General features: G+C 31.4%; 18 protein-coding genes. 4 read left to right on the top strand and 14 right to left on the bottom strand.

The genetic code is table 11. The features are described from left to right. Positions 1-151: 151 nt before the first annotated feature. Positions 152-1,885, top strand: a complete 1,734-nt coding sequence (locus RSB60_RS06775) for an alkyl sulfatase dimerization domain-containing protein (RefSeq protein ID WP_332615337.1) — start codon at positions 152-154, stop codon at positions 1,883-1,885. Positions 1,886-1,943: 58 nt separating this feature from the next. Here RSB60_RS06775 and RSB60_RS06770 read toward each other — a convergent pair whose 3' ends face one another. From RSB60_RS06770 to RSB60_RS06740, 7 genes are all read right to left on the bottom strand, one after another. Then, a complete protein-coding gene (locus RSB60_RS06770; protein ID WP_323381842.1) occupies positions 1,944-3,245 on the bottom strand; it encodes an MFS transporter in 1,302 nt (433 codons plus the stop codon). A gap of 114 nt (positions 3,246-3,359) precedes the next feature. Beyond that, positions 3,360-4,262, bottom strand: a complete 903-nt coding sequence (locus RSB60_RS06765; protein ID WP_332615335.1) for a hypothetical protein — start codon at positions 4,260-4,262, stop codon at positions 3,360-3,362. Further along, entirely contained in the window at positions 4,255-4,485 is a 231-nt protein-coding gene (locus tag RSB60_RS06760; protein WP_332615333.1) for a helix-turn-helix domain-containing protein, read from the bottom strand. Before RSB60_RS06760 ends, RSB60_RS06765 begins: the two co-directional genes overlap by 8 nt. Positions 4,486-4,488: 3 nt before the next feature. Beyond that, positions 4,489-5,439 carry a hypothetical protein gene (locus tag RSB60_RS06755; RefSeq protein WP_332615331.1) on the bottom strand — a complete coding sequence of 317 codons (951 nt, stop codon included), beginning with the start codon at positions 5,437-5,439 and terminating at the stop codon, positions 4,489-4,491. Positions 5,440-5,560: 121 nt separating this feature from the next. Then, on the bottom strand, positions 5,561-6,628 hold the full coding sequence (locus tag RSB60_RS06750; RefSeq protein ID WP_332615329.1) for an ArsR/SmtB family transcription factor: 1,068 nt from the start codon (positions 6,626-6,628) through the stop codon (positions 5,561-5,563). Beyond that, positions 6,615-7,889 carry an MFS transporter gene (locus RSB60_RS06745; protein WP_332615327.1) on the bottom strand — a complete coding sequence of 425 codons (1,275 nt, stop codon included), beginning with the start codon at positions 7,887-7,889 and terminating at the stop codon, positions 6,615-6,617. The genes RSB60_RS06750 and RSB60_RS06745 overlap by 14 nt, the downstream gene beginning before the upstream one ends. A 124-nt stretch (positions 7,890-8,013) precedes the next feature. Beyond that, complete coding sequence (locus tag RSB60_RS06740; protein WP_332615325.1) at positions 8,014-8,739, bottom strand: TrmH family RNA methyltransferase; 726 nt, start codon at positions 8,737-8,739, stop codon at positions 8,014-8,016. Between the two features lie 95 nt (positions 8,740-8,834). On the opposite strand from RSB60_RS06740, the gene RSB60_RS06735 reads away from it, so the two are divergent. Continuing rightward, on the top strand, positions 8,835-9,272 hold the full coding sequence (locus RSB60_RS06735) for a GNAT family N-acetyltransferase (protein WP_332615323.1): 438 nt from the start codon (positions 8,835-8,837) through the stop codon (positions 9,270-9,272). 20 nt (positions 9,273-9,292) lie between these two features. Here RSB60_RS06735 and RSB60_RS06730 read toward each other — a convergent pair whose 3' ends face one another. The 5 genes from RSB60_RS06730 to RSB60_RS06710 all read right to left on the bottom strand — a co-directional run bounded on the left by RSB60_RS06730 (position 9,293) and on the right by RSB60_RS06710 (position 15,437). Further along, positions 9,293-10,786, bottom strand: a complete 1,494-nt coding sequence (locus RSB60_RS06730) for an LTA synthase family protein (protein WP_332615321.1) — start codon at positions 10,784-10,786, stop codon at positions 9,293-9,295. 82 nt (positions 10,787-10,868) lie between these two features. Then, positions 10,869-12,566: a hypothetical protein gene (locus RSB60_RS06725; RefSeq protein ID WP_332615319.1), complete on the bottom strand. Its 1,698-nt coding sequence runs from the start codon at positions 12,564-12,566 to the stop codon at positions 10,869-10,871. A gap of 49 nt (positions 12,567-12,615) precedes the next feature. Beyond that, positions 12,616-13,335 (bottom strand): TrmH family RNA methyltransferase, encoded by a 720-nt coding sequence (locus tag RSB60_RS06720; protein ID WP_332615317.1) that lies wholly within the window; start codon positions 13,333-13,335, stop codon positions 12,616-12,618. A gap of 1 nt (position 13,336) precedes the next feature. Beyond that, positions 13,337-14,542 (bottom strand): peptidase U32 family protein, encoded by a 1,206-nt coding sequence (locus RSB60_RS06715; protein WP_332615315.1) that lies wholly within the window; start codon positions 14,540-14,542, stop codon positions 13,337-13,339. A gap of 7 nt (positions 14,543-14,549) precedes the next feature. Beyond that, on the bottom strand, positions 14,550-15,437 hold the full coding sequence (locus RSB60_RS06710) for a peptidase U32 family protein (RefSeq protein WP_332615314.1): 888 nt from the start codon (positions 15,435-15,437) through the stop codon (positions 14,550-14,552). A 317-nt stretch (positions 15,438-15,754) separates the two neighbouring features. Between RSB60_RS06710 and RSB60_RS06705 the strand changes: the two genes are divergently transcribed. Further along, complete coding sequence (locus tag RSB60_RS06705; protein WP_323381857.1) at positions 15,755-16,318, top strand: folate family ECF transporter S component; 564 nt, start codon at positions 15,755-15,757, stop codon at positions 16,316-16,318. Here RSB60_RS06705 and RSB60_RS06700 read toward each other — a convergent pair. Then, positions 16,311-17,432, bottom strand: a complete 1,122-nt coding sequence (locus RSB60_RS06700; protein ID WP_332615312.1) for a CapA family protein — start codon at positions 17,430-17,432, stop codon at positions 16,311-16,313. The genes RSB60_RS06705 and RSB60_RS06700 overlap by 8 nt on opposite strands. A 33-nt stretch (positions 17,433-17,465) precedes the next feature. Further along, positions 17,466-18,347, bottom strand: a complete 882-nt coding sequence (locus RSB60_RS06695; RefSeq protein WP_332615310.1) for a PHP domain-containing protein — start codon at positions 18,345-18,347, stop codon at positions 17,466-17,468. A 60-nt stretch (positions 18,348-18,407) separates the two neighbouring features. On the opposite strand from RSB60_RS06695, the gene RSB60_RS06690 reads away from it, so the two are divergent. Then, positions 18,408-19,037, top strand: coding sequence for a YggS family pyridoxal phosphate-dependent enzyme (locus tag RSB60_RS06690; protein WP_332615308.1), 630 nt, complete (start codon positions 18,408-18,410; stop codon positions 19,035-19,037). Positions 19,038-19,180: the final 143 nt, after the last annotated feature.

Raw genomic sequence — 19,180 nt, 5'->3', positions numbered from 1 at the left:
ATATGCAATGAACATATTCTCATTTTCTCCTTCTATAAAAATGATAGATATTAGTACCTAATCACTTAAAATTTAGAATTATATCTTTAGACATTCTAAATCATTCGTGTTTATACTTAATTTATAGATTTAATCTAAAGGAGATATTTATATGACCAAAAATCTAGCATTTTCCACTGCATCATCCCCCTTTATTAATCAAAGGTTACTTGACCATTCAAAAGTAATGGAACAAAAAATATACCAAGTCGCTGGTAATGTCTATTCAGCTGTTGGTTTTGGCTTACAAAATCCACTTATGATTGAAGGTGATGATGGAATCATCATTGTAGATCCAGGTGAATCACTTGAATCTTCAATTCATATTCGTGATGAATTTAGAAAAATTACTAATAAACCTGTTAAAGCCGTAATTATAACTCATTTTCATCCTGATCATTGGGGAGGTACAAAGGCTTATGTGAGTCAAGAACAGTCTGATTCAAAAGAAGTAATTGTGCTTGCTCACGAAAATTTTATGAAAAATGTTTCTTCTTCTAATGGCCAACTTGCAGATATTCGAATGGGTAGAGCAATTTGGATGTATGGTTCTGTTTTGCCAGAAGGTGAACAAGGGGTTATTAATGAAGGTGCCGGTCCAAAACTACAAAAAGGAACAATTCAAATGGTTACCCCAAACACTACTATGAAAAACGGTGAAACTCGCGATATGACAATCGCTGGTGTTCATTTAGAAATATTTAATTGTCCAACTGAAACCGATGATCATTTACTTGTTTTCTTGAAAGATAGTAAACTTATGCACCTCGCAGATGCAATCCAAGCTGAAGCTTATCCAAATCTTTATACCGTTCGTGGGCAAAGTAGAGATGCTGTAATTTGGTATAAGGGACTTGATAAAGTAAGAAGTTATCAACCAGAGTATTTAACTGGTGCACACATGCGACCAGTAATAGGCAAAGATGTTTGCATGAAGTTACTTACTGATTATCGTGATGCTATACAATATACCCATGATCAAACAGTACGTTTAGTTAATCATGGTCTTACCCCTGATTATATTGTTGATGCTTTAAAACAATTACCACCACACTTATATCATGAAGATAGGATTGGTGAATTCTATGGTACATTTACACAAGCTGTTCGGGCAATTTATGATACATATATAGGTTGGTTTGATGGTAATCCTGCTAGTTTAAATAAAATACCACCAAAAGAAGAAGCTATTAAGATGGTAGAACTCATGGGTGGCCGTGATGCTGTTTTAAAAGCATGTGAAGAGGCTTTTGACAGAAAAGAATATCAATGGTGCTCACAACTTGCAAACTACCCTATTCGCATTAAAAAAGACGATATGGAAATTCGTGCGATTAAAGCAAAGGCTGTTCGCCAATTAGGATATCTAACAGAAAACGCAACATGGCGAAATTGGTATTTGACATGTGCATTACAACTAGAAGGAGCGTTTGATGCAATTGCCGCACAAGCTGGTCCAAATGGTGGTTTCCCTTCTTTTTCAAAGACTATTGTAGAACTACCTGTTGACTACATGTTTGAATCATATAAACCAAAACTTAATGGTCCAGCATCTTCAAACATTCATATTTTCCTAAAATGTATTATTGATGGTACTACAGATTCATTTATTCTTGAAATAAGAAAAGGAATCCTTGAAATTCACCACAATTCTGACATTGTTTGTGATGAAACAATAATTGCTTCAAAAGAAACCTTTGCTGAAATTATGGCAAAAGATCTTTCTGTTCATGATGCAATTAAACAAGAGAAAGCAATTGTAACCACACCTCATTTTGCTGAAGAATTCTTCAACTATTTTGATGGATATACTTCATTCATTCATATGCCATTTACATTTGAATAGAATAACCAAAAAGGGATAGTCAAATGACTATCCCTTTTTACATGAAATGATTCTTGATTTATCCTTCTTGCACATTTATTACTTCTTCATTTATCGCTTCTATTTTTTTGCGACCATTCACAACCATACTGTTATAAACTTTTTTACTACAAACTGTAAAATAGAATAGAATCGCCAAAGCGGCACATCCAATAAAGACATTTTTTGTTCCAATATATACAACAACACCACTGACAATAAATGATACAAAAGGCATAGCTGCAGCTGATATTGCATATAGAATCGAATTGATTCTTCCTAAATATTCTGGCTTGACAATTTGTACTGTTAAAACACCAACATAGGTATTTAATAATGCAATTAATATACCACAAACAATCCCAGTAATTAATACTGCACTATATTTTAATAACTCACCTTGAATAAATTGTCCTATCATAAGAGGTGCTACATACATTAGAATTAATGAAATAGCTCCCACCTTTATAAGTAAAAATTCCGAAAGGTGATCTTTTACTTTAGGATACACAAATGATCCAAAAATACCTCCAATAGTAATACTCATTCCAACAATTGATAACATTGCCTCGCCTGATTTCAATATCTCACTAATTAATGGAGCTTGTAGTGCATTGAATGGTGTGAAAATTCCATTCATAAAGACAGCTAACATCAAAATATACCAAATCAATTTATTGTTTTTTACAAATCGAAAACCATTTTTAAGTTCTTGAAAGTAACTATCTTGATTGCTTTCTTCTGTTCTCAATACTGGTTTTAAACGTACAAATAATAACACAACAGCACATAAGAAGAATGTAACCATATCAATAAACACTGCACTTTCAACACCTAACCAACCAATGATAAAGCCTGCACTCGCAAGACCTATTAATTCAACCGTTCCAAGCAATCCTTGATTGAGTGAAACTCCATATTCATAATCTTCTTCATTTAGTAAATGAGGTAACATTGATGCAGAAGCTGGCATTCTGAAAGCTTCGGCAGTTGAAATCAATATCGTTGTAAATAATAGATGCCACTCATTTAACCATCCTTGGATAAGACCTAAACCAATAAAAAATACGCAAATTCCACGGATGATATCTGTACTAATAAGTACTTTTTTCTTATTCATTTTATCAACAAGAACTCCTAGAAAAGGTTGTAATAAAATTGTCGGTAACCGATTAACACCAAATATTAATGCTGACCAAAACGCATTCCCAGTAATTGTATAAATAATCCATGTAAATGCAATACTATCTAGTGAATCTCCAAATCGATTAATTACATTCGCAAATACATATGCGACGAAACTCTTTTGTTTTAATATGTGTTTATATCCCTTTTTTTCCATAACACTTGTCTCCTTCATGAGACAAATATACCGGTAGCGGGACAGTTGCCACTACCAACTTTACGTTGAATAGCCGCAACTATCAGTTTCAAACACTTAGAAATAAGATTTAATTCAGTTTATTGAATTCATTATTATATTTTTTACAATGATTAGTCCATTATCTTTAAGTTCATACACATTGATTGAATCATCATTCTTAGAAAATATTTCCCGAGTAACTATCTCTTTATTAGTAGTATCAAGTTTTGTTGTTTCTACTAGTACATATTCAGTTTCATTATTTAGGTCTAGAGAATCTGGAAATATATTATTCTTATATTCACTAATCAATACAACTTCGTTTTCTTTATTCATTTCAATTATTGAAGTTTTAATTGGTTCAAACATTGATTCATAACTAACTGTAACACTTGTTTTATTAGTAATTGTTTTATTGTTTTCAGTTAATGTCATTGATGCATCAACTTTATTGGAACCTGATTGTCCTTCCGTTGAAACCATCATTGAAAGACCAGCTGCTTGTCCAACATACACATTACCATTTGATTCTTGATAAACTGGATTAGCATAAAATACCATATCTTGTATTCCAACTTTATAATAAAGTTTGCCTTCTAAAACATATTCTCTTGAATCATCCGTTATATTCGTCGCTAATTTCAAATTCGATAAGTATCCGTTTGTATCTGCCATACTTCTATATGTTTCTCCATCTTCTTCAATCTCTGCATTGAAGAATGGTATACCTTCTAAATCCTCAAATACATATGCAGGCATTTCTTTAGATTGCCCCGCTTCATTTATATATGGTTCCATTATTAGTGATGCGTATTTTTTGCCATTATTTATATCATCTTTATTATTTAATGTTGCTTCAAAATCATGAATATTTAAGCTTTCCATCGTAATGAAAACACCAATTAATTCATCTTCACCTGTTGCAACTACCTCTTTTGCTAATTGGCATCCACATAAACCAACCATCAACAATAGACTTACTACTATTTTACTCATCTTCATCTAGTTCCTCCAAAATTCCATCGAATTTTAATATATCTCCTACTTCACAATTCAAGTAATAACAAATCTTATTTATTGTTGCAAATCGTACACCTTTCGCTTTATTACTTCTTAGTATCGAAAGATTTGCTTCTGTAATTCCAATCTTTCCACATAACTCTTTTGAGGTCATATTTCTAGCTTTTAGGATTTCCTCTAGTTGAATATAAATTGCCATAATTTATATAAAACTCTCATTCTCTTCTTTTAATGTTTTGTTTTCATTAATCAAATTTGTAACTAAGATGCAAATTGCGATAAAGAGAATTGAAAAGATAGGAAAATCAAATGTGGAATTAACTATAAAAAGTGACTTCGCAAATATCAGTTGAATTATTTGAAAGAAAACATTAGTAAATAAAATAAGAACAAGGGATTGTTTACAAAAGTTTGTCAACTTATTCACGCCCAACAAAGTTGTGGTAGAATATCCTGTTTCCTTTAATTGAATCAACACTTCACATCCAAAATAAACAATAAGTACATTAAGAAATAATGGAAGATTAGAAATTATAAAGCGTCCAGCTATAAATAACAGATTAATTCTAAAAAGTTCTGTATACCCTGAATTATTGATTTGCATCGATTGGAATGTTTGATATGCATCAAATAATCCTTGATAAACTATTTGGAACACTAAAGTAACGTTCACAATTACAAATACAATTAATAAATAATCAATTAATTTTGTCGTAGTCTTTGTATAAAACTTCCGAACTGCTCTTAATATGAAATAACTAAAAATTATGGAATAAATCAATAAGCCTAAAATAGCATTATTCATCGCAAGATTATTAAATAAAAATAATGCACTTGGATTAATCATTTGATAAATTGCATACAAAAGAACAAAAGGTAAAATAATAATTAACTGATCTTCCAATACGCGGGTTCTTCTTTTACCAATAAATAAGAGCCATGGACTAAAGCATAATAAAACATAAAGAATAATTGCCATGATATTTCCAAAAGTGCTTGATAAGGATAAACCTCTAAGTAATCCACTAATTTGTACAAATGGAAAAGAAATGACTGTTGCAAATGGATTTGGTATTGAAAAACGACCAAATACCATCACAATACATGAAATACTTTCTATGAATAAAATGATGAGATGTGCCTTAGATTTCATATTTACCCCCTAAAATTATTGTTTTACGATAATTTTTATCATAATATCATGATTTTTTGACAATTACAACTTTAAATCCCCATTACTCTTATGCCAATAAAGTAAAAAGAGCTTACGCTCTTTAAAGTTCTTCAATATAATCCTTTATTCGGTTAATCCCTAACAGAATATTATCTTTTTCTATTTGATAGTATGTTTTATTCATTTCCAAATGGACACTTACAAAATTCGCATGATTTAAAGCTTGCATATGATGTGAAATTGTTGCAGGTGTTAAACCCGTTTCATCAACGATTTCCTTTCCATATGCACGACCTTTCGCTAGTAGTTTCAATATTTCTAATTTTGTTGGATCAGCTAGTATTTTAGTTAACTCTAAAATGTTTTCCTTCGTTAATTCTTTTTTTATCGCAACATATTCAAAATTAAATAATGCACCATAATTTAGAAATACTTGTTTCTCATTATTTGATATTTTCATAGTTACAAAGAAAGGTTGAAATATCATTGTTCCTATTTCAAATTCATATTGTGTTATATCATCAAAGCGAAATGAAGCTGCATTCTCTAATTGTGCCAACAAATTACTTTGTGCTTTTATATTTGTGATTCCAAATTGATTAATTTCATTTAATTCTTTGGTATATTTTTTTAGCAATTTTACTATTTTTGTAAAGAGTGGTTTTAATACTTCCAAGTGCTCTTGCCAGTTTATAGCGATATCAATAAGTAACAATTGCATTTTATCCTCAATATTAAGCTGTCTAATTACTTTAAATAACTCACTTGTAGTTACTACATTTATATCTTTTAAGAAGATTTCATTATTTAAATTATTCATCAAAATATAATTTATTTCTTCTTGATTCAACTTAGATAATTGTTTTTCATACTCTTCTAAAGAATTACAACGCTTTTCATATAAATCAATAAAAAGTGATTCAATTATTGTACATTCTAATCCTGGTATTTTTTGATAATACTTTTCAAGGATGTCATGATATCCACTCTGTAATTCATTGACTTCATTCATAATTTTAAGGATTGTTTTGGTATACTGTTTAGCTAATGGATTTTTTTCTTTTTTTAGTATTCTATCAATTATTTCATTATTTGATTTACCGTTAACATATCCTACACATAATAGTGAAGCTTCTGTGGCATATGATATTTTATCAATTATTTCCATCTTCATCCTGCATATCCTCTACTTTTACCATTCTATTATACGTTTTTTTACTGCAAATAGTGAAGTAACAAACTAAACTTAATAATCCTGTTGCTACAAAGATTACTTCGGTTGAAAAGACAAAGACAAGTCCACTTATTATAAATGATACGATTGGCATAGAAGCAACTGCTAATGCACCCAAAATTGATTTTACTCTTCCTAAGAATTCTGGTTTTATTGATTTAACCGTGATAACCCCAATAAATGTGTTAATAAGTGCAACGCAAACACCTACACCTACCCCATAAATGAATACTAGGATATAGCGAACTAATTCATTTTGTATGAAATTTCCAATTAAGACTGGGCACAAATACATCAAGACTAAAGATAATCCTCCTGCTTTCACCATAACAACATTATGAACACGTTCATTTATCTTAGGAAATAAGAAAGAACCAAATATTCCTCCTGTCGCAAAACTTATTCCTATGACTGACAACATAATTTCTTTTGCATGTAATATCTCACTCACTAAAGGTGCTTGTAAAGAATTGAAGGGAGTTGATAGTGCATTTAAGAAAACCGCAAGAAAAATCATGTACATAATTAAATGATTTGTTTTAACCAATCTAAATCCTGCTTTTAAGTTTTCAAAGTAATTCAAATTGAGTGTTTCTTTCTTTTCAATCGGTTTGAGCTTTACAAAGAGAAGAATAAATGCACAAATGAAGAATGTAGCCATATCAATAAATACTGCTATTTGTACTCCAAATAATCCAATAATAAACCCCGCACTAAGCATACCTATTAACTCTGTTGTACCTGACAGTCCTTGATCCAAAGCTACACCATATTCATAGTCTTCAATATCAAGAAGCTGTGGAATCATTGAGGCAGCAGCCGGCATTCTAAACGCTTCTGCTGTAGAAATAATGAGTGTTGCAGCCAAGAGAGACCATTCATTTAGAAATCCTTGCATAACCCCAATACCAATATATAAGACACATATACCACGAATAATGTCTGTAGCTATCATTACAACTCTTTTATTCATTTTATCGGCTAGCACCCCTAAAAACGGCTGTAAGAAGATTGTCGGTAAACGATTTATTCCAAAAATAAGTGCAGACCAAAAAGCACTACCCGTAATTGTATAAATAATCCAAGTAAACGCAATACTATCCAATGAGTCTCCAAAACGATTAATTACATTCGCAGATAAATAGGCCAAGAAATTTTTATTTTTTAAAAGATGTTTGTATCCTGTATTCTCCATTATAGTCTCCTAACAAAGTTATTAGATTTAAATCTAATATAAATTATACATTTAGTTAGATATTTGTCAAATACATTTATAAATAATCCTGTAAGTAACAAAAAAGCCCAATTTCTTGGACCTTTTATTTTCTGTAGCGATACATACAAATTCCAGCAGCTATTGCCACATTTAATGAATCAAATTCATTAATTTCTATTTTTACATTGTAATCTGTTTGTTCGAGATATTTATCTTGAACTCCTTGCCCTTCATTTCCAAACAAAAGAGCAACTTTAGATTCCTCTTTACTTTGGGCAAATGGAATTGCTCTTTTCAATGAAGTCCCAATGATTGTAAAATCATCTTCTTTTAATAATTTGAATTGATTTTCTAAGTCAGTTCGAATTACTGGTATATGAAAGAAAGCACCTTGTGTAGAACGAATTGTTTTATCATTATATAAATCAACACAATCCTCAGAACAATAAATTGCATCAAAATTAAATGAATGTGCTGTTCTTATGATTGTACCTAAATTTCCAGGGTCTTGGATATTATCCAACAAAAGTACTCGATTACTATTTTCAAGCTCAGTCTCAATCATTCTACATACACCAATCATTGTTGTTCCTGATATACTTTGACTTAATTTTTTCAATACTTCATGACTACATTCAATAGTGGTTCCTTCAAATGAACTACATAGACCTTCTTCGATTAAAAGTACTTCTAGACAATTACGTGTGATTGCTTCACGTATTAAGTGCTCACCTTCAACTAAAAATTGTTTAGCTTCATCTCTTCCCTTTTTATGATGAAGTTTTGCCCATGTTTTTATTTTCTCGTTTTGTGTTGACTGAATAATCATAGTTGGTCTCCTATCTATGCCCTATTATACCTTATTTACCATTGTTTGTATTAGAAATTTGGCTATGTTATACTTTCAAACATAGAGGTAAAATCATGATAATAAGAGCCTACCAACAAACAGATAGTTATGAAGTATTTCAACTCTTTCAAAATACAATAAGAGTAACAAATAGCCCAGATTATTCTTCTGCTGAAATTGAAGCGTGGATTAGCTGTACTAATGAAATCAGTCTAAATGAACGTCTTCTTAATTCCTATACTCTAGTAGCAGTAAAAGATAATAAAATTATTGGCTATGGAAACATACAAAAGAATATGCTGGATCATTTATACATTCATCACAACTATGTTCATCAAGGAGTTGCGACGAAACTTTGTGACTTATTAGAAAGACAAACACAACTTCCTATACTTGTCCATGCATCGATTACTGCTAAACCTTTTTTTGAAAAACGTGGATATCATACTTTGAACAAACGTGATAATTTTATTAACAATCAACTACTAATTAATTATGAAATGCAAAAATAAACAACACCAAAGGGTGTTGTTTATTCTTCTTCTATCGATAATAAATTATCATTATAAAATGTTGAGAAATGTGAAAGTTCTTCATTTAAATATTTTAAACCAAATTTTTCCGCAAGAGTTCGACGGTTAGAGAATAAATTAACACCTAATCCCAAGCGATCTCCTTCGATTTCTACACCCATACTTGCTAATGTAGAAGGAAACATATCTAATGTTGTTGCGGTTCTCATATTAGTTCTATGTGGTTCTACTACACTATTAATAAATAAATTAAATACTGTTCGATCTGATTTATTAACATGATCAAATGTCTTCTTATTCATTGTTAGATGATCTCCAACAATTACAATCGTTGTATTTTCATAGAAATCTTGTTGTTTTATCCATTCGACAAACTCATAAACTTGTTGATCAGAACAAGCCAGTACATTGTAATAAGGATCATCATAATCAACTGCACAAGCTTCTTCTAAATATCCATCTTGGAAATGAGTATTTGCAGTCAACATTGTTAAGTTGAATGGTTCCGGTTGTGACGCTAAAGCCAATAACTCTTCTTTTGCATAATCGAATAGTTTTGAGTCTTCATATCCCCACCATTCAAAATATCCACTTGGTAATCTACCATCTTCAATTGCTGCATGATAATCATTAATTTTATAATCACCATGTTGTGTAAATAATAAATTTCTTGCACCAAACTCTGCTTTAGAGCCAATTAATAGTTCTTGATTGTATCCTTCACGTTCAAGAATATCACCAATTGAGTAAGCACCAGGTAAAAATGGTTTTTCGCCATAATAGCGATTAGAATCAATTGGAACACTCAAAGGTAAACCTGTTGTTTGTGCAACCATTGCTGCAATTGTCCACGTTGTATTTTGAGGACTATATAATCCTCCAAATTGTTTTGTATTAGAAAAATTAACTCCTTCTTCAGCATAGGCAGTAAGATTTGGTAATAAGTTATCTTCCATATATCCACCCATTTCAGTTGAAGTATAGGTTGCCTCCATTGATTCTAAGAATATATAAATTAAATTTCTTTTTTGATCAGGAAATTTAATTTCAACATCTCTACCATCAACGTAATTTTCTTCAATAAATGTTGATTGTGTGGTAATCGCAACTACATAATCTAATGCATTAACTCTAACAAGTGCTACACACCCAAATATGATAAATGCACAAATGGCTAATAATATTTGCTTACCCACAACAACCTTAAATAATTTATTTTCTTTATAACGCAAACAAAAATAAGAAATAATAAAATATAGTAATCCTGTTACAACGATTGAATACAAAAATGAATCCGTAAAAAAGCTAAGTAATATCGTACTACTTGTTCCCTCAATAGGAACTTTCAAATGATATACAATTTCCGAAAAATCGAGTGAATTAAATGTATTGATTGCCCAATCTGTACTTCTAATCATTAATACTGCCAAAAATAATAATAGTATTGATAGAAAATGTCGGCAAAATTTCTTCCAATTAAATTTTACTTGCATGTTTTATCTCCCCCAAACCCATACTATTTTAACACAAAATACTAAAAAGTAAAAAAGCCCTATAATAATAGGGCTTCACTACTTATTTTTCTTTAACTTGTCGCAATAAAGCCTTAGCAGCTTCATCAATACCATGGTCTCCTTTATCTGGCAGACCAAGACATGTGAATATTTCACCTACAAAGATATTTTCTTTGTATAATTCATCAAACATCTTATCAATTAAAATTGTACATTCTTCTTGTTTTTGCATTGGACCAAATGGATTTGCGAAGAAAGTTGTAGATAATCCTTTTTCTTGTGTTGTACCTAAGGCAAAACGTTTTCCTTCTACAAAGATTTGTTTTGCTTCATGAATATCATCCACTTTTCTTAATCCACGTTCATCTGTATAGTTATTTGCATACATGAACATATCAATAGTATGGTTTGCAGTTACAACACTATAAGGTGCTGCTGGAATTACAACTCTTGAGTTTGAACTTTCAGGATTGAAGAAAATTGAACGGTCCATATCTCGATAAGCTGAGCCACGATCAAGATCATCTAAACGTACAAATGCCCCAATTTCTGTTCCTTGTGCAACAATCTTACCATCTTCAATATGCAATGATCCCATATCATCAAATACAACTTCTTGATAATCAATTTCTGATTTTGCAAGATTTGTAAGTGCTTCAATTGTTTCTGATTTACCAGCTCCTGAATCACCCATAAACATAATTCCTTTTTTAGTACCATCTTTAAGATGAAGATTAATCATAGCACCATGAATTGGTAACCATCCTTTTTCCATCATCGCTAAATTATGAAGTGTTAATGCCATCTTCTTTAAATAGCCAAAGTATTCAATCTTATCTTCATATGAGATTTTTCCAATCCACATATTTTCTGATTTGTCATGATAGAAAATTGTATCTTTTTTATCATCTTCATTTCCAAAAATCATAATGCAATCAGGTTTTGTTCCTGTACATTCTTCCGGTGTCGCAAGTTCAAATAAGTTTGCCAATGAAATTGCACTCGCTGAAAAATCGCGATGGAAATAAATAAAAGTCAATAATGAACCTACTTTACATGGGAAACAAATCCAGTCTTCATTTTTATCAACGAAATCACGAATTGGATTTTCAAATACTTCAGTGAATGTACCTGTGCGTTTATTTGACTTAGGATGAATAATTAATGGTGTTCTCAACATCAATGTATGTACAAATGGTATTTTCGCAAGAACATCATATGTTGATGGAATATTCCAATCATATGTGTTTAACATCATACTTGCATTTGTACCTGCTTGTAATTGACGGAATACACGGTTATTAGATCCTTGTACCTTTTGTTGAATACGACGATATAATCCTAATACTAGACGATTAAATTCACCATCTGCATCCATAAAGTTTGCGAGCTGTAGCCCTTCATCATTTTTTGAATAAACAATTGAAATACGTTGCATACTACGCCAGTATTGATACATAGACTCAATAACTTCTAATAATTTCTTAGGTTCATTAAGTGCTGGGTGATGAATTTCATCAATTCTCAATACTAATGTAATTTTCGCAAGTCGAATTAATTCAGCCTTAACTTCTTCCTCAGAAGCGTTATTTGTTAACCAAAGATAAAGTTCTTGATTGTCTTTCATTAAGAATTTCAAATATGCGTCTAAGAACTGATCAAATCCCTCAGATGAAATCAATTCACTTGATGTTTTACAAAATTTTGTAGTGAAGTTAATAATCGCTAGATTATTTTTTAAATAGAATGCTTCCTTCATAAAAATCCCTCCATTTTCGTATTATTATAACACGACTGAAGGGACTTGTTTAACTTTTTCTACGTTGTCTTACAATTTCAAAACTAATTGCTGCTACAGCACTTGATGCATTTAAGGCATTTCTAAAATCATTGGCATATGGAATGTAGATATTTTGTTCAATTTCTTCTAATACATTTCTGCTAAGTCCCCGCATTTCGCCACCAATTGCTAGTAAACATGGGCCTTTATAATCAACATCAAAGTATGAAACCGCATCTTTTCTCATAGCTGCAAAACAAGTATAACCTTTTTTTTTACATTGTCGTATATCACTGGCTAAATCATCACTGAGGCATATTTTTATGTACTCACTGGCACCGGCACTTGATTTTAATATTGTTGATTCACTGTAACTCCAATCACGGTTTGGTAATAAAACACCAGTACAACCAGCACTATATAAAGTACGAAGAGCATAGCCTAGATTAAAAGGATCCTCTACCCCTTCTAAAACACAAATAAAAGCATTTTCATCAAAACAATCTTCAAGTTGTTGATAGTTTCTTGAACTAACCATGGCAAGAATTCCACCATGTGTTTTCCCGGTTGCTTGAGCATCTATTTCTTCACGTTTTACTTTCGTTACTTTCACATTTGATTCATATGCCTTTGCAAGAATAAAATTAGTATCTTTATCTATCTTTTTTTCATCAACTAGTATTTCTAATACGTCACGATTCTTCGCAAGCAATACTGCCTTAACGCTAAGTGACCCTTCTACAATCATCTTATTTTCTCCTTATCATATCTTCAGGATATACGGTAAATGGAATGGGAACTCTAACTTCTGTCATCGGTTGATTTGCGATGTCAATCTTACAATTATCCCCATTAACAATCGATTGAACGATAAAAGATTCGTTATCAATTTTAGGTCCAAAAACTTCAAGTTCATCATTAATTGTGAACACATTACGCACTTGTACTAAAGCTGTCTTTGATACTTCATCATAGGATAATACCACGCCGACAAAATCATGAGTAACACCTGCTCCATTGACACCATACAAATGGTCACGATACGTAGGTAATCCTCGATAAAATCCACTTGATGTTGGACGATTTTCAGCTTTCGCTAATTCATCAACATAATAAGCTAATCTCTCTGGGCTTAGTCGTTGTCCTGTTAGCCCAATTTCATCAATACATTTTCGATATGCATGGACAACACTCGCAATATAATAAGCTGATTTCATACGCCCCTCAATTTTTAGTGATGCGACATTAGCTTCCATCAAGTCATACATGAATTCAACTGCCATTAAATCTTTAGAACTCATCGAGAATAAATTATCCATAGTACTAACTTCTTTTTCATCTTGCAATAAATGGTATTTCCAACGACATGATTGCGCACAACCACCACGGTTGGCATCTCGCAATGTCATTGCATTGCTCAATGTACAGCGGCCAGAATAATTGACACACATCCCACCGTGAATAAAAGCTTCTGTTGGAATAGGAGAATTCTTCGCGATGAATGTAACCTCTTCTAAATTACATTCTCTTGCGAATACAATACGATCTACTCCTAGACGTTTGTAATATTCAATTGCTTTTAAATTTGTTGTCGACATTTGTGTACTTAAATGAACTTCTAGTTTTGGTGCTACCTTTTTTACTACTTGAATAATTGAAGGACTTGCGACAATTACTGCCGTTACTCCTGCATTTTCTAACTCTTTTAGGTAATCTTCCAAACCATCTAAATCTTCATCATGTGGAATCATGTTTACAGTGACATGAATATGTGCTCCATGTTCTTTAGCATAATCACATGCTTCTTTAATATCGCAAAGATCAAAATTTGACGCTCTTGAACGAAGTGAAAAACGTTTACCTCCAAGATAAACGGCATTGGCGCCAAAGCGAATAGCTGTCTTTGCTCTTTCTAAATCACCGGCTGGTGCTAATAACTCAATCTTTTTATTCATATGCCACCTACTTCACTAAATTCGTTTTTTGATACATATATCCAGTACTCCAAGGAATTGTCGGATACTTCTCTTCAAACTTTTGTTTAATTATTTCACTTGGTAATCCACTTAAAATCATTCTAAATGCTCGACATGCATCCGCAATACAATCACGACTTAAGAAAATACCATCAACTCGTACTACTTGCAAACCCTCTTTATTCAATTCTACAATTTCATTAAAAGCATCTAAAACATAATCTGTAAATATATGAGTACCTTGAGCATCTTCAATAATCGGCATTCTGCCTTCTCTTGTTGATTCAATTAAAACCATATTCATTGCATCTTGATAGGTATTTTCAATACCAATTTCATCACAATAATTTTGTATTAAATGGCGTTTTGAATAAGACATATTTAAATAACCAAATAAGATAGCTTCCGTATTTCCATTGACATTTCTCGTCATTGTTTTCATTTCATCCAATGTAATCTCTGTAGATAAAACTGCATGATGAACACCTTGATTCAAGATAAACTGCATATCTCTTGAATTCGTCATCAACGTATCTGGTTCATAAACCAAATGTGAAATCAAATCTATTTCTTCAGCACACATAAAAACTGCCGGATCATTATAATAAATCCAATCAATTTGAGTGTCTTTTGCGAATACTAACATTTCTTCTATTTTATTAATTTCTGCATCCGTATAAATACGATTCATCATTAATGCTGTTTTTAGTCCTAACTCTTTAACAAGTTGGACACCTTGTATAATTTCATCTAGCTGCATCTTTTTCGCAACCCGTGTACCATGAAATTCATCCGCAAACAAAAAGACTGTTGCGCCTGCTTCAGCATAAATTTGAATATCTTTTAATTCATCAATTGTTACAACTAATTCCATAATCATCACCTTACCTTGTATAGTTTACCTCATTTTAGCTAGTTAATAAAGGCATTAACTTCACAATAACCACGCTTTGACCTAGATATTCTTTTTATTTATCAAAATAAAAGAAAGTTCATGAACTTGAAACATTACTCTCCTTGACAAAGCGAATAATATCTTTTATATTCTTGTTATATATACATTAATTGTGCGTTAAGTGCCTTCGCTTGGGAAGCGATGGACGAAAAGGAAACTTGCGGTACAGTTATTGTCCCACAACTGTGAAAATGTCTCTAAGACTTCACATCTGTGGAGGAAGGAGACTATTTTTTATGTTTACACAATCAGCTAAAAATCTAAAAAACGTTCGTTACCTAGCACTTATGGCTATTTTCATTGCGCTTAAAGTTGCAACTGCAGGATTATTTTTACCTATCGGAGAAAATTTAAGGATTTCCTTTGGTTATTTACTAATCGCTGTTGAATCTTGTATTATTGGTCCAATCCCTGGATTACTTAGTGGATTTATAACCGATATCCTTGGATTTATTCTTTTCCCTGGTGGAGCATTTTTTCCTGGCTATGCATTAAGTGCTATGTTCAATTGTTTCATCTTTGCAGTTTTTTTGTATCAAACAAAAATCACTGTCACAAAGCTTTTCTTATCACGCTTAATTATTAATGTTGTCAGCAATGCTTTTCTAGGTTCCTTATGGACTTCAATGCTCTTTTCAAAAGGATTTAATTACTATTTCTCAATTAGTATTGTAAAGAATTTAGTTTTATTACCTTTAGAAGTGTTATTGCTTTATATTGTATTTAAACTTGTGTTACCAACACTTGAAAAAAAGAACCTTGTGCCACCACAAAGTTCTCCTAAAATACCACTTATTTAAGACCACCCACACGAATAGAATCATCTAATTGTGTAATGATGCTTGTATACTTATTGTATACTTCATCTTTATTCTTAATTTCGTCCACTAATTCATCAAACATCATCACACGTGGCACTAAGCTATCTGTGATGTAAATTAAGTCAGCCTTTGGTTGACTTTTTTCAATGGTCACGACTCCATCTACAACTGTCTTTTGAATAAAAAGGCTTCCTACTAATCCAATTGATTGGTTGAGACTAGTATCGTTCGTTATTAAATTTCCTAAAGAATAATAAACAATTGTATCATCAATCCATTGAACAGGTTGAATAGATTCTGTATTTGTCCCAAGTATAATATCAGCACCTGCATCTGCAAGTAGTTTCGCAACACGTTTTTGATCACCTGTTACTTCTGTTGTTTCAACATCATTCCAATCCATATAAACAATAACTACATCTACTTGACTCTTCAAGTTTATAACATCATCTTGTGCTTTTTGATCATTATAAATATCTAATAATGATGGGTTTTCAATGGTTAACTCAGTAAGATTTGAAGGCATCGTATACGACAATAATCCAAAGTTAATACCATTCTTTGTAAATATCTCAGTTGATTCTTCAACTTCTCTACTTCCACCAGACAAATACATTGTTTGTTGATCCCAATAATCGAATGATTTTGATAATGCTTCTTCACCTAAGCTCAATGTATTACTCCCTAGCATCGCAACCATATTGAATCCAATAGATCCCATATCATCAATCAATACAGTAGGCACTCCTTTACCATCGTATGGTTCTACCACTACATCATCAAAGCCAAAGATTGAAACATCATTATTCGTAATTGCTGGTTCAATTGAACTGAAAAGCGAATAAAAATCCATTTCATTATCAATTGTGTATCCTTTTATTAAGTTTTTATCTATATCTACTTTTCCACCATAGAATATACTTGCATTATAATTTAAAACGACGGGCGCTTTTTCTACAATTTGTGCTTCGTTATTCTTCTTTTCATTAAAAGTATTTATTAAAATGAGAAGTACAATACTAACCGCAATTATACAGAAAACAATGGTTAAAATAAGTGCCAGTAATTCTTTTTCTAACTTTTTATTTTTCATATTCTTCTCACCCCACTTCATTATACAACATTTCTATTGATTGTGTTTTTCTTTGATTTTTTCTTTAAGCATTGCCACGATTTGTGTACAATCCTCATTATATCCTGTTTGTCCAAGTTCAATATTTGGTTTTGTAGCACCATGATAATCACTTCCACAGGTCATCAATAATCCATACTTTTGTACTATTTCTTTATAAAAATTAGCATACTCTTCATCATGATAAGAACAGTAAACTTCAAAGCCATCAATTCCTGCATCAATCAATGTTTGGATTGTATCCATATCTTTACCAATTGTAACTTTGGGATGGGCACAAATAATAACACCCTTAATTTCATGAATCCAATTAATAATATCGATGTAATTAGGTAATACCATTTCAACATAACCCCATTTACCAATTGCTAGGTGATCCCAATAAAAATTAGCGATTGGATTTTGGCTTTTATCACCAATTTGATAAGGCAATAAATCCGGATGATTACAATCTTCAAATAAGACTTTTTCAATTTCAACATTTGTATATGGATAACCAAAATGTGTATATGATTTTATTTTATCCACATTAAGTTTACAATTATATTTTTCTTCTATTAACTTTAAACGTAATACGCCAATTCTATCTAATTCTGAAATATAATATTCTTTCCAATCAGTAAAACGCGGATCAGTAAGATCCATTCCGTAAGCTGTTAAATGAATAATTGTATCTTTGCAGAAACAATCAATTTCAATTCCTGGAATTATTTCTACCTCATTTTGTTTAAGTGCTTCTAATGAACCACTTATTAGATTATGGTCTGTAATTGCTAAAACACTTATTCCAGCTTCCTTAGCGCGTCGTATTAAATCTTCAACCGGTTGAGTACTATCAAAGCTATAATGACTATGACAATGTAAATCACACTTCATATTTTATCACCACCTGCTCAATTATAACATAATCATGATACAATGGTTATGGTGATAAATATGATTAATTATGAAGACTTATTGAAAGAATTAAAAACTACAAAACTAGTTGTTGTAAGCAAGAAACGTTCTAAAGAACAAATACTGTATTATTACAATAAGGGACAACGTATGTTCGGTGAGAATAGAGCAGAAGAATTGCTTCAAAAAGTTGATTTACCTGCAGATATTGAGTGGCATTTTATTGGCCATCTTCAACGTAATAAGGTACACAAAGTTTTACCTTATCTTGCTTGCATTGAGTCAGTAGAAAGTTTAGATCTAGTCGAAGTATTAGATATTGAAGCAAAACGCATTAATAAAATAATTCCTATTTTAGTTCAATTTAATTTTGCCAAAGAAGATACCAAAACAGGACTTAGTTATGAAGATGCAATTCCTTTCATTGAAAAATGTTTAAGCTATTCAAATATACAAGTAAAAGGAATCATGTGTATGGGTCCGCATACAGATAATACAGAAGAAATCGAAAATATATTTGAAGAAGCTTACCAATGCTTTTTGATGTTACAAAACCATTTTGGAAATGACATAATTAAGGAATGCTCAATGGGAATGAGTGATGATTATTCTCTTGCATTGAAACACAACTCAACTATTGTTCGAATTGGTTCTAAATTATTTGAGTAATACAAAAAATGATTAATAATCTATTTTTCTGAAAAAGGTTCAGCAAATCTTAACGCCTACTTTTTTCATTTTCTTTCCACTGAACTTTCATAGAAACAAAAAAACTGCCTCGCAGTTTTTTATTTAAAAAAGCTCCATCCACA

The sequence above is a fragment of the Anaerorhabdus sp. genome (assembly GCF_036657415.1).
Taxonomy (GTDB): Bacteria; Bacillota_I; Bacilli_A; order Erysipelotrichales; family Erysipelotrichaceae; genus Anaerorhabdus.
The sequence above is the reverse complement of the archived record's forward strand: the minus strand, read 5'-3'. Positions and strand labels throughout refer to the sequence as shown.

Bases quoted from the DNA above. Each gene is read 5' to 3' on its own strand.
- RSB60_RS06725 (WP_332615319.1), bottom strand. From the start codon at position 12,566: ATGAAGGAAGCATTCTATTTAAAAAATAATCTAGCGATTATTAACTTC.
- RSB60_RS06750 (WP_332615329.1), bottom strand. From the start codon at position 6,628: ATGGAAATAATTGATAAAATATCATATGCCACAGAAGCTTCACTATTA.
- RSB60_RS06690 (WP_332615308.1), top strand. From the start codon at position 18,408: ATGATTAATTATGAAGACTTATTGAAAGAATTAAAAACTACAAAACTA.
- RSB60_RS06740 (WP_332615325.1), bottom strand. From the start codon at position 8,739: ATGATTATTCAGTCAACACAAAACGAGAAAATAAAAACATGGGCAAAA.
- RSB60_RS06730 (WP_332615321.1), bottom strand. From the start codon at position 10,786: ATGCAAGTAAAATTTAATTGGAAGAAATTTTGCCGACATTTTCTATCA.
- RSB60_RS06715 (WP_332615315.1), bottom strand. From the start codon at position 14,542: ATGAATAAAAAGATTGAGTTATTAGCACCAGCCGGTGATTTAGAAAGA.
- RSB60_RS06710 (WP_332615314.1), bottom strand. From the start codon at position 15,437: ATGGAATTAGTTGTAACAATTGATGAATTAAAAGATATTCAAATTTAT.
- RSB60_RS06770 (WP_323381842.1), bottom strand. From the start codon at position 3,245: ATGGAAAAAAAGGGATATAAACACATATTAAAACAAAAGAGTTTCGTC.
- RSB60_RS06745 (WP_332615327.1), bottom strand. From the start codon at position 7,889: ATGGAGAATACAGGATACAAACATCTTTTAAAAAATAAAAATTTCTTG.
- RSB60_RS06695 (WP_332615310.1), bottom strand. From the start codon at position 18,347: ATGAAGTGTGATTTACATTGTCATAGTCATTATAGCTTTGATAGTACT.
- RSB60_RS06760 (WP_332615333.1), bottom strand. From the start codon at position 4,485: ATGGCAATTTATATTCAACTAGAGGAAATCCTAAAAGCTAGAAATATG.
- RSB60_RS06700 (WP_332615312.1), bottom strand. From the start codon at position 17,432: ATGAAAAATAAAAAGTTAGAAAAAGAATTACTGGCACTTATTTTAACC.
- RSB60_RS06765 (WP_332615335.1), bottom strand. From the start codon at position 4,262: ATGAGTAAAATAGTAGTAAGTCTATTGTTGATGGTTGGTTTATGTGGA.
- RSB60_RS06735 (WP_332615323.1), top strand. From the start codon at position 8,835: ATGATAATAAGAGCCTACCAACAAACAGATAGTTATGAAGTATTTCAA.
- RSB60_RS06705 (WP_323381857.1), top strand. From the start codon at position 15,755: ATGTTTACACAATCAGCTAAAAATCTAAAAAACGTTCGTTACCTAGCA.
- RSB60_RS06775 (WP_332615337.1), top strand. From the start codon at position 152: ATGACCAAAAATCTAGCATTTTCCACTGCATCATCCCCCTTTATTAAT.
- RSB60_RS06755 (WP_332615331.1), bottom strand. From the start codon at position 5,439: ATGAAATCTAAGGCACATCTCATCATTTTATTCATAGAAAGTATTTCA.
- RSB60_RS06720 (WP_332615317.1), bottom strand. From the start codon at position 13,335: ATGATTGTAGAAGGGTCACTTAGCGTTAAGGCAGTATTGCTTGCGAAG.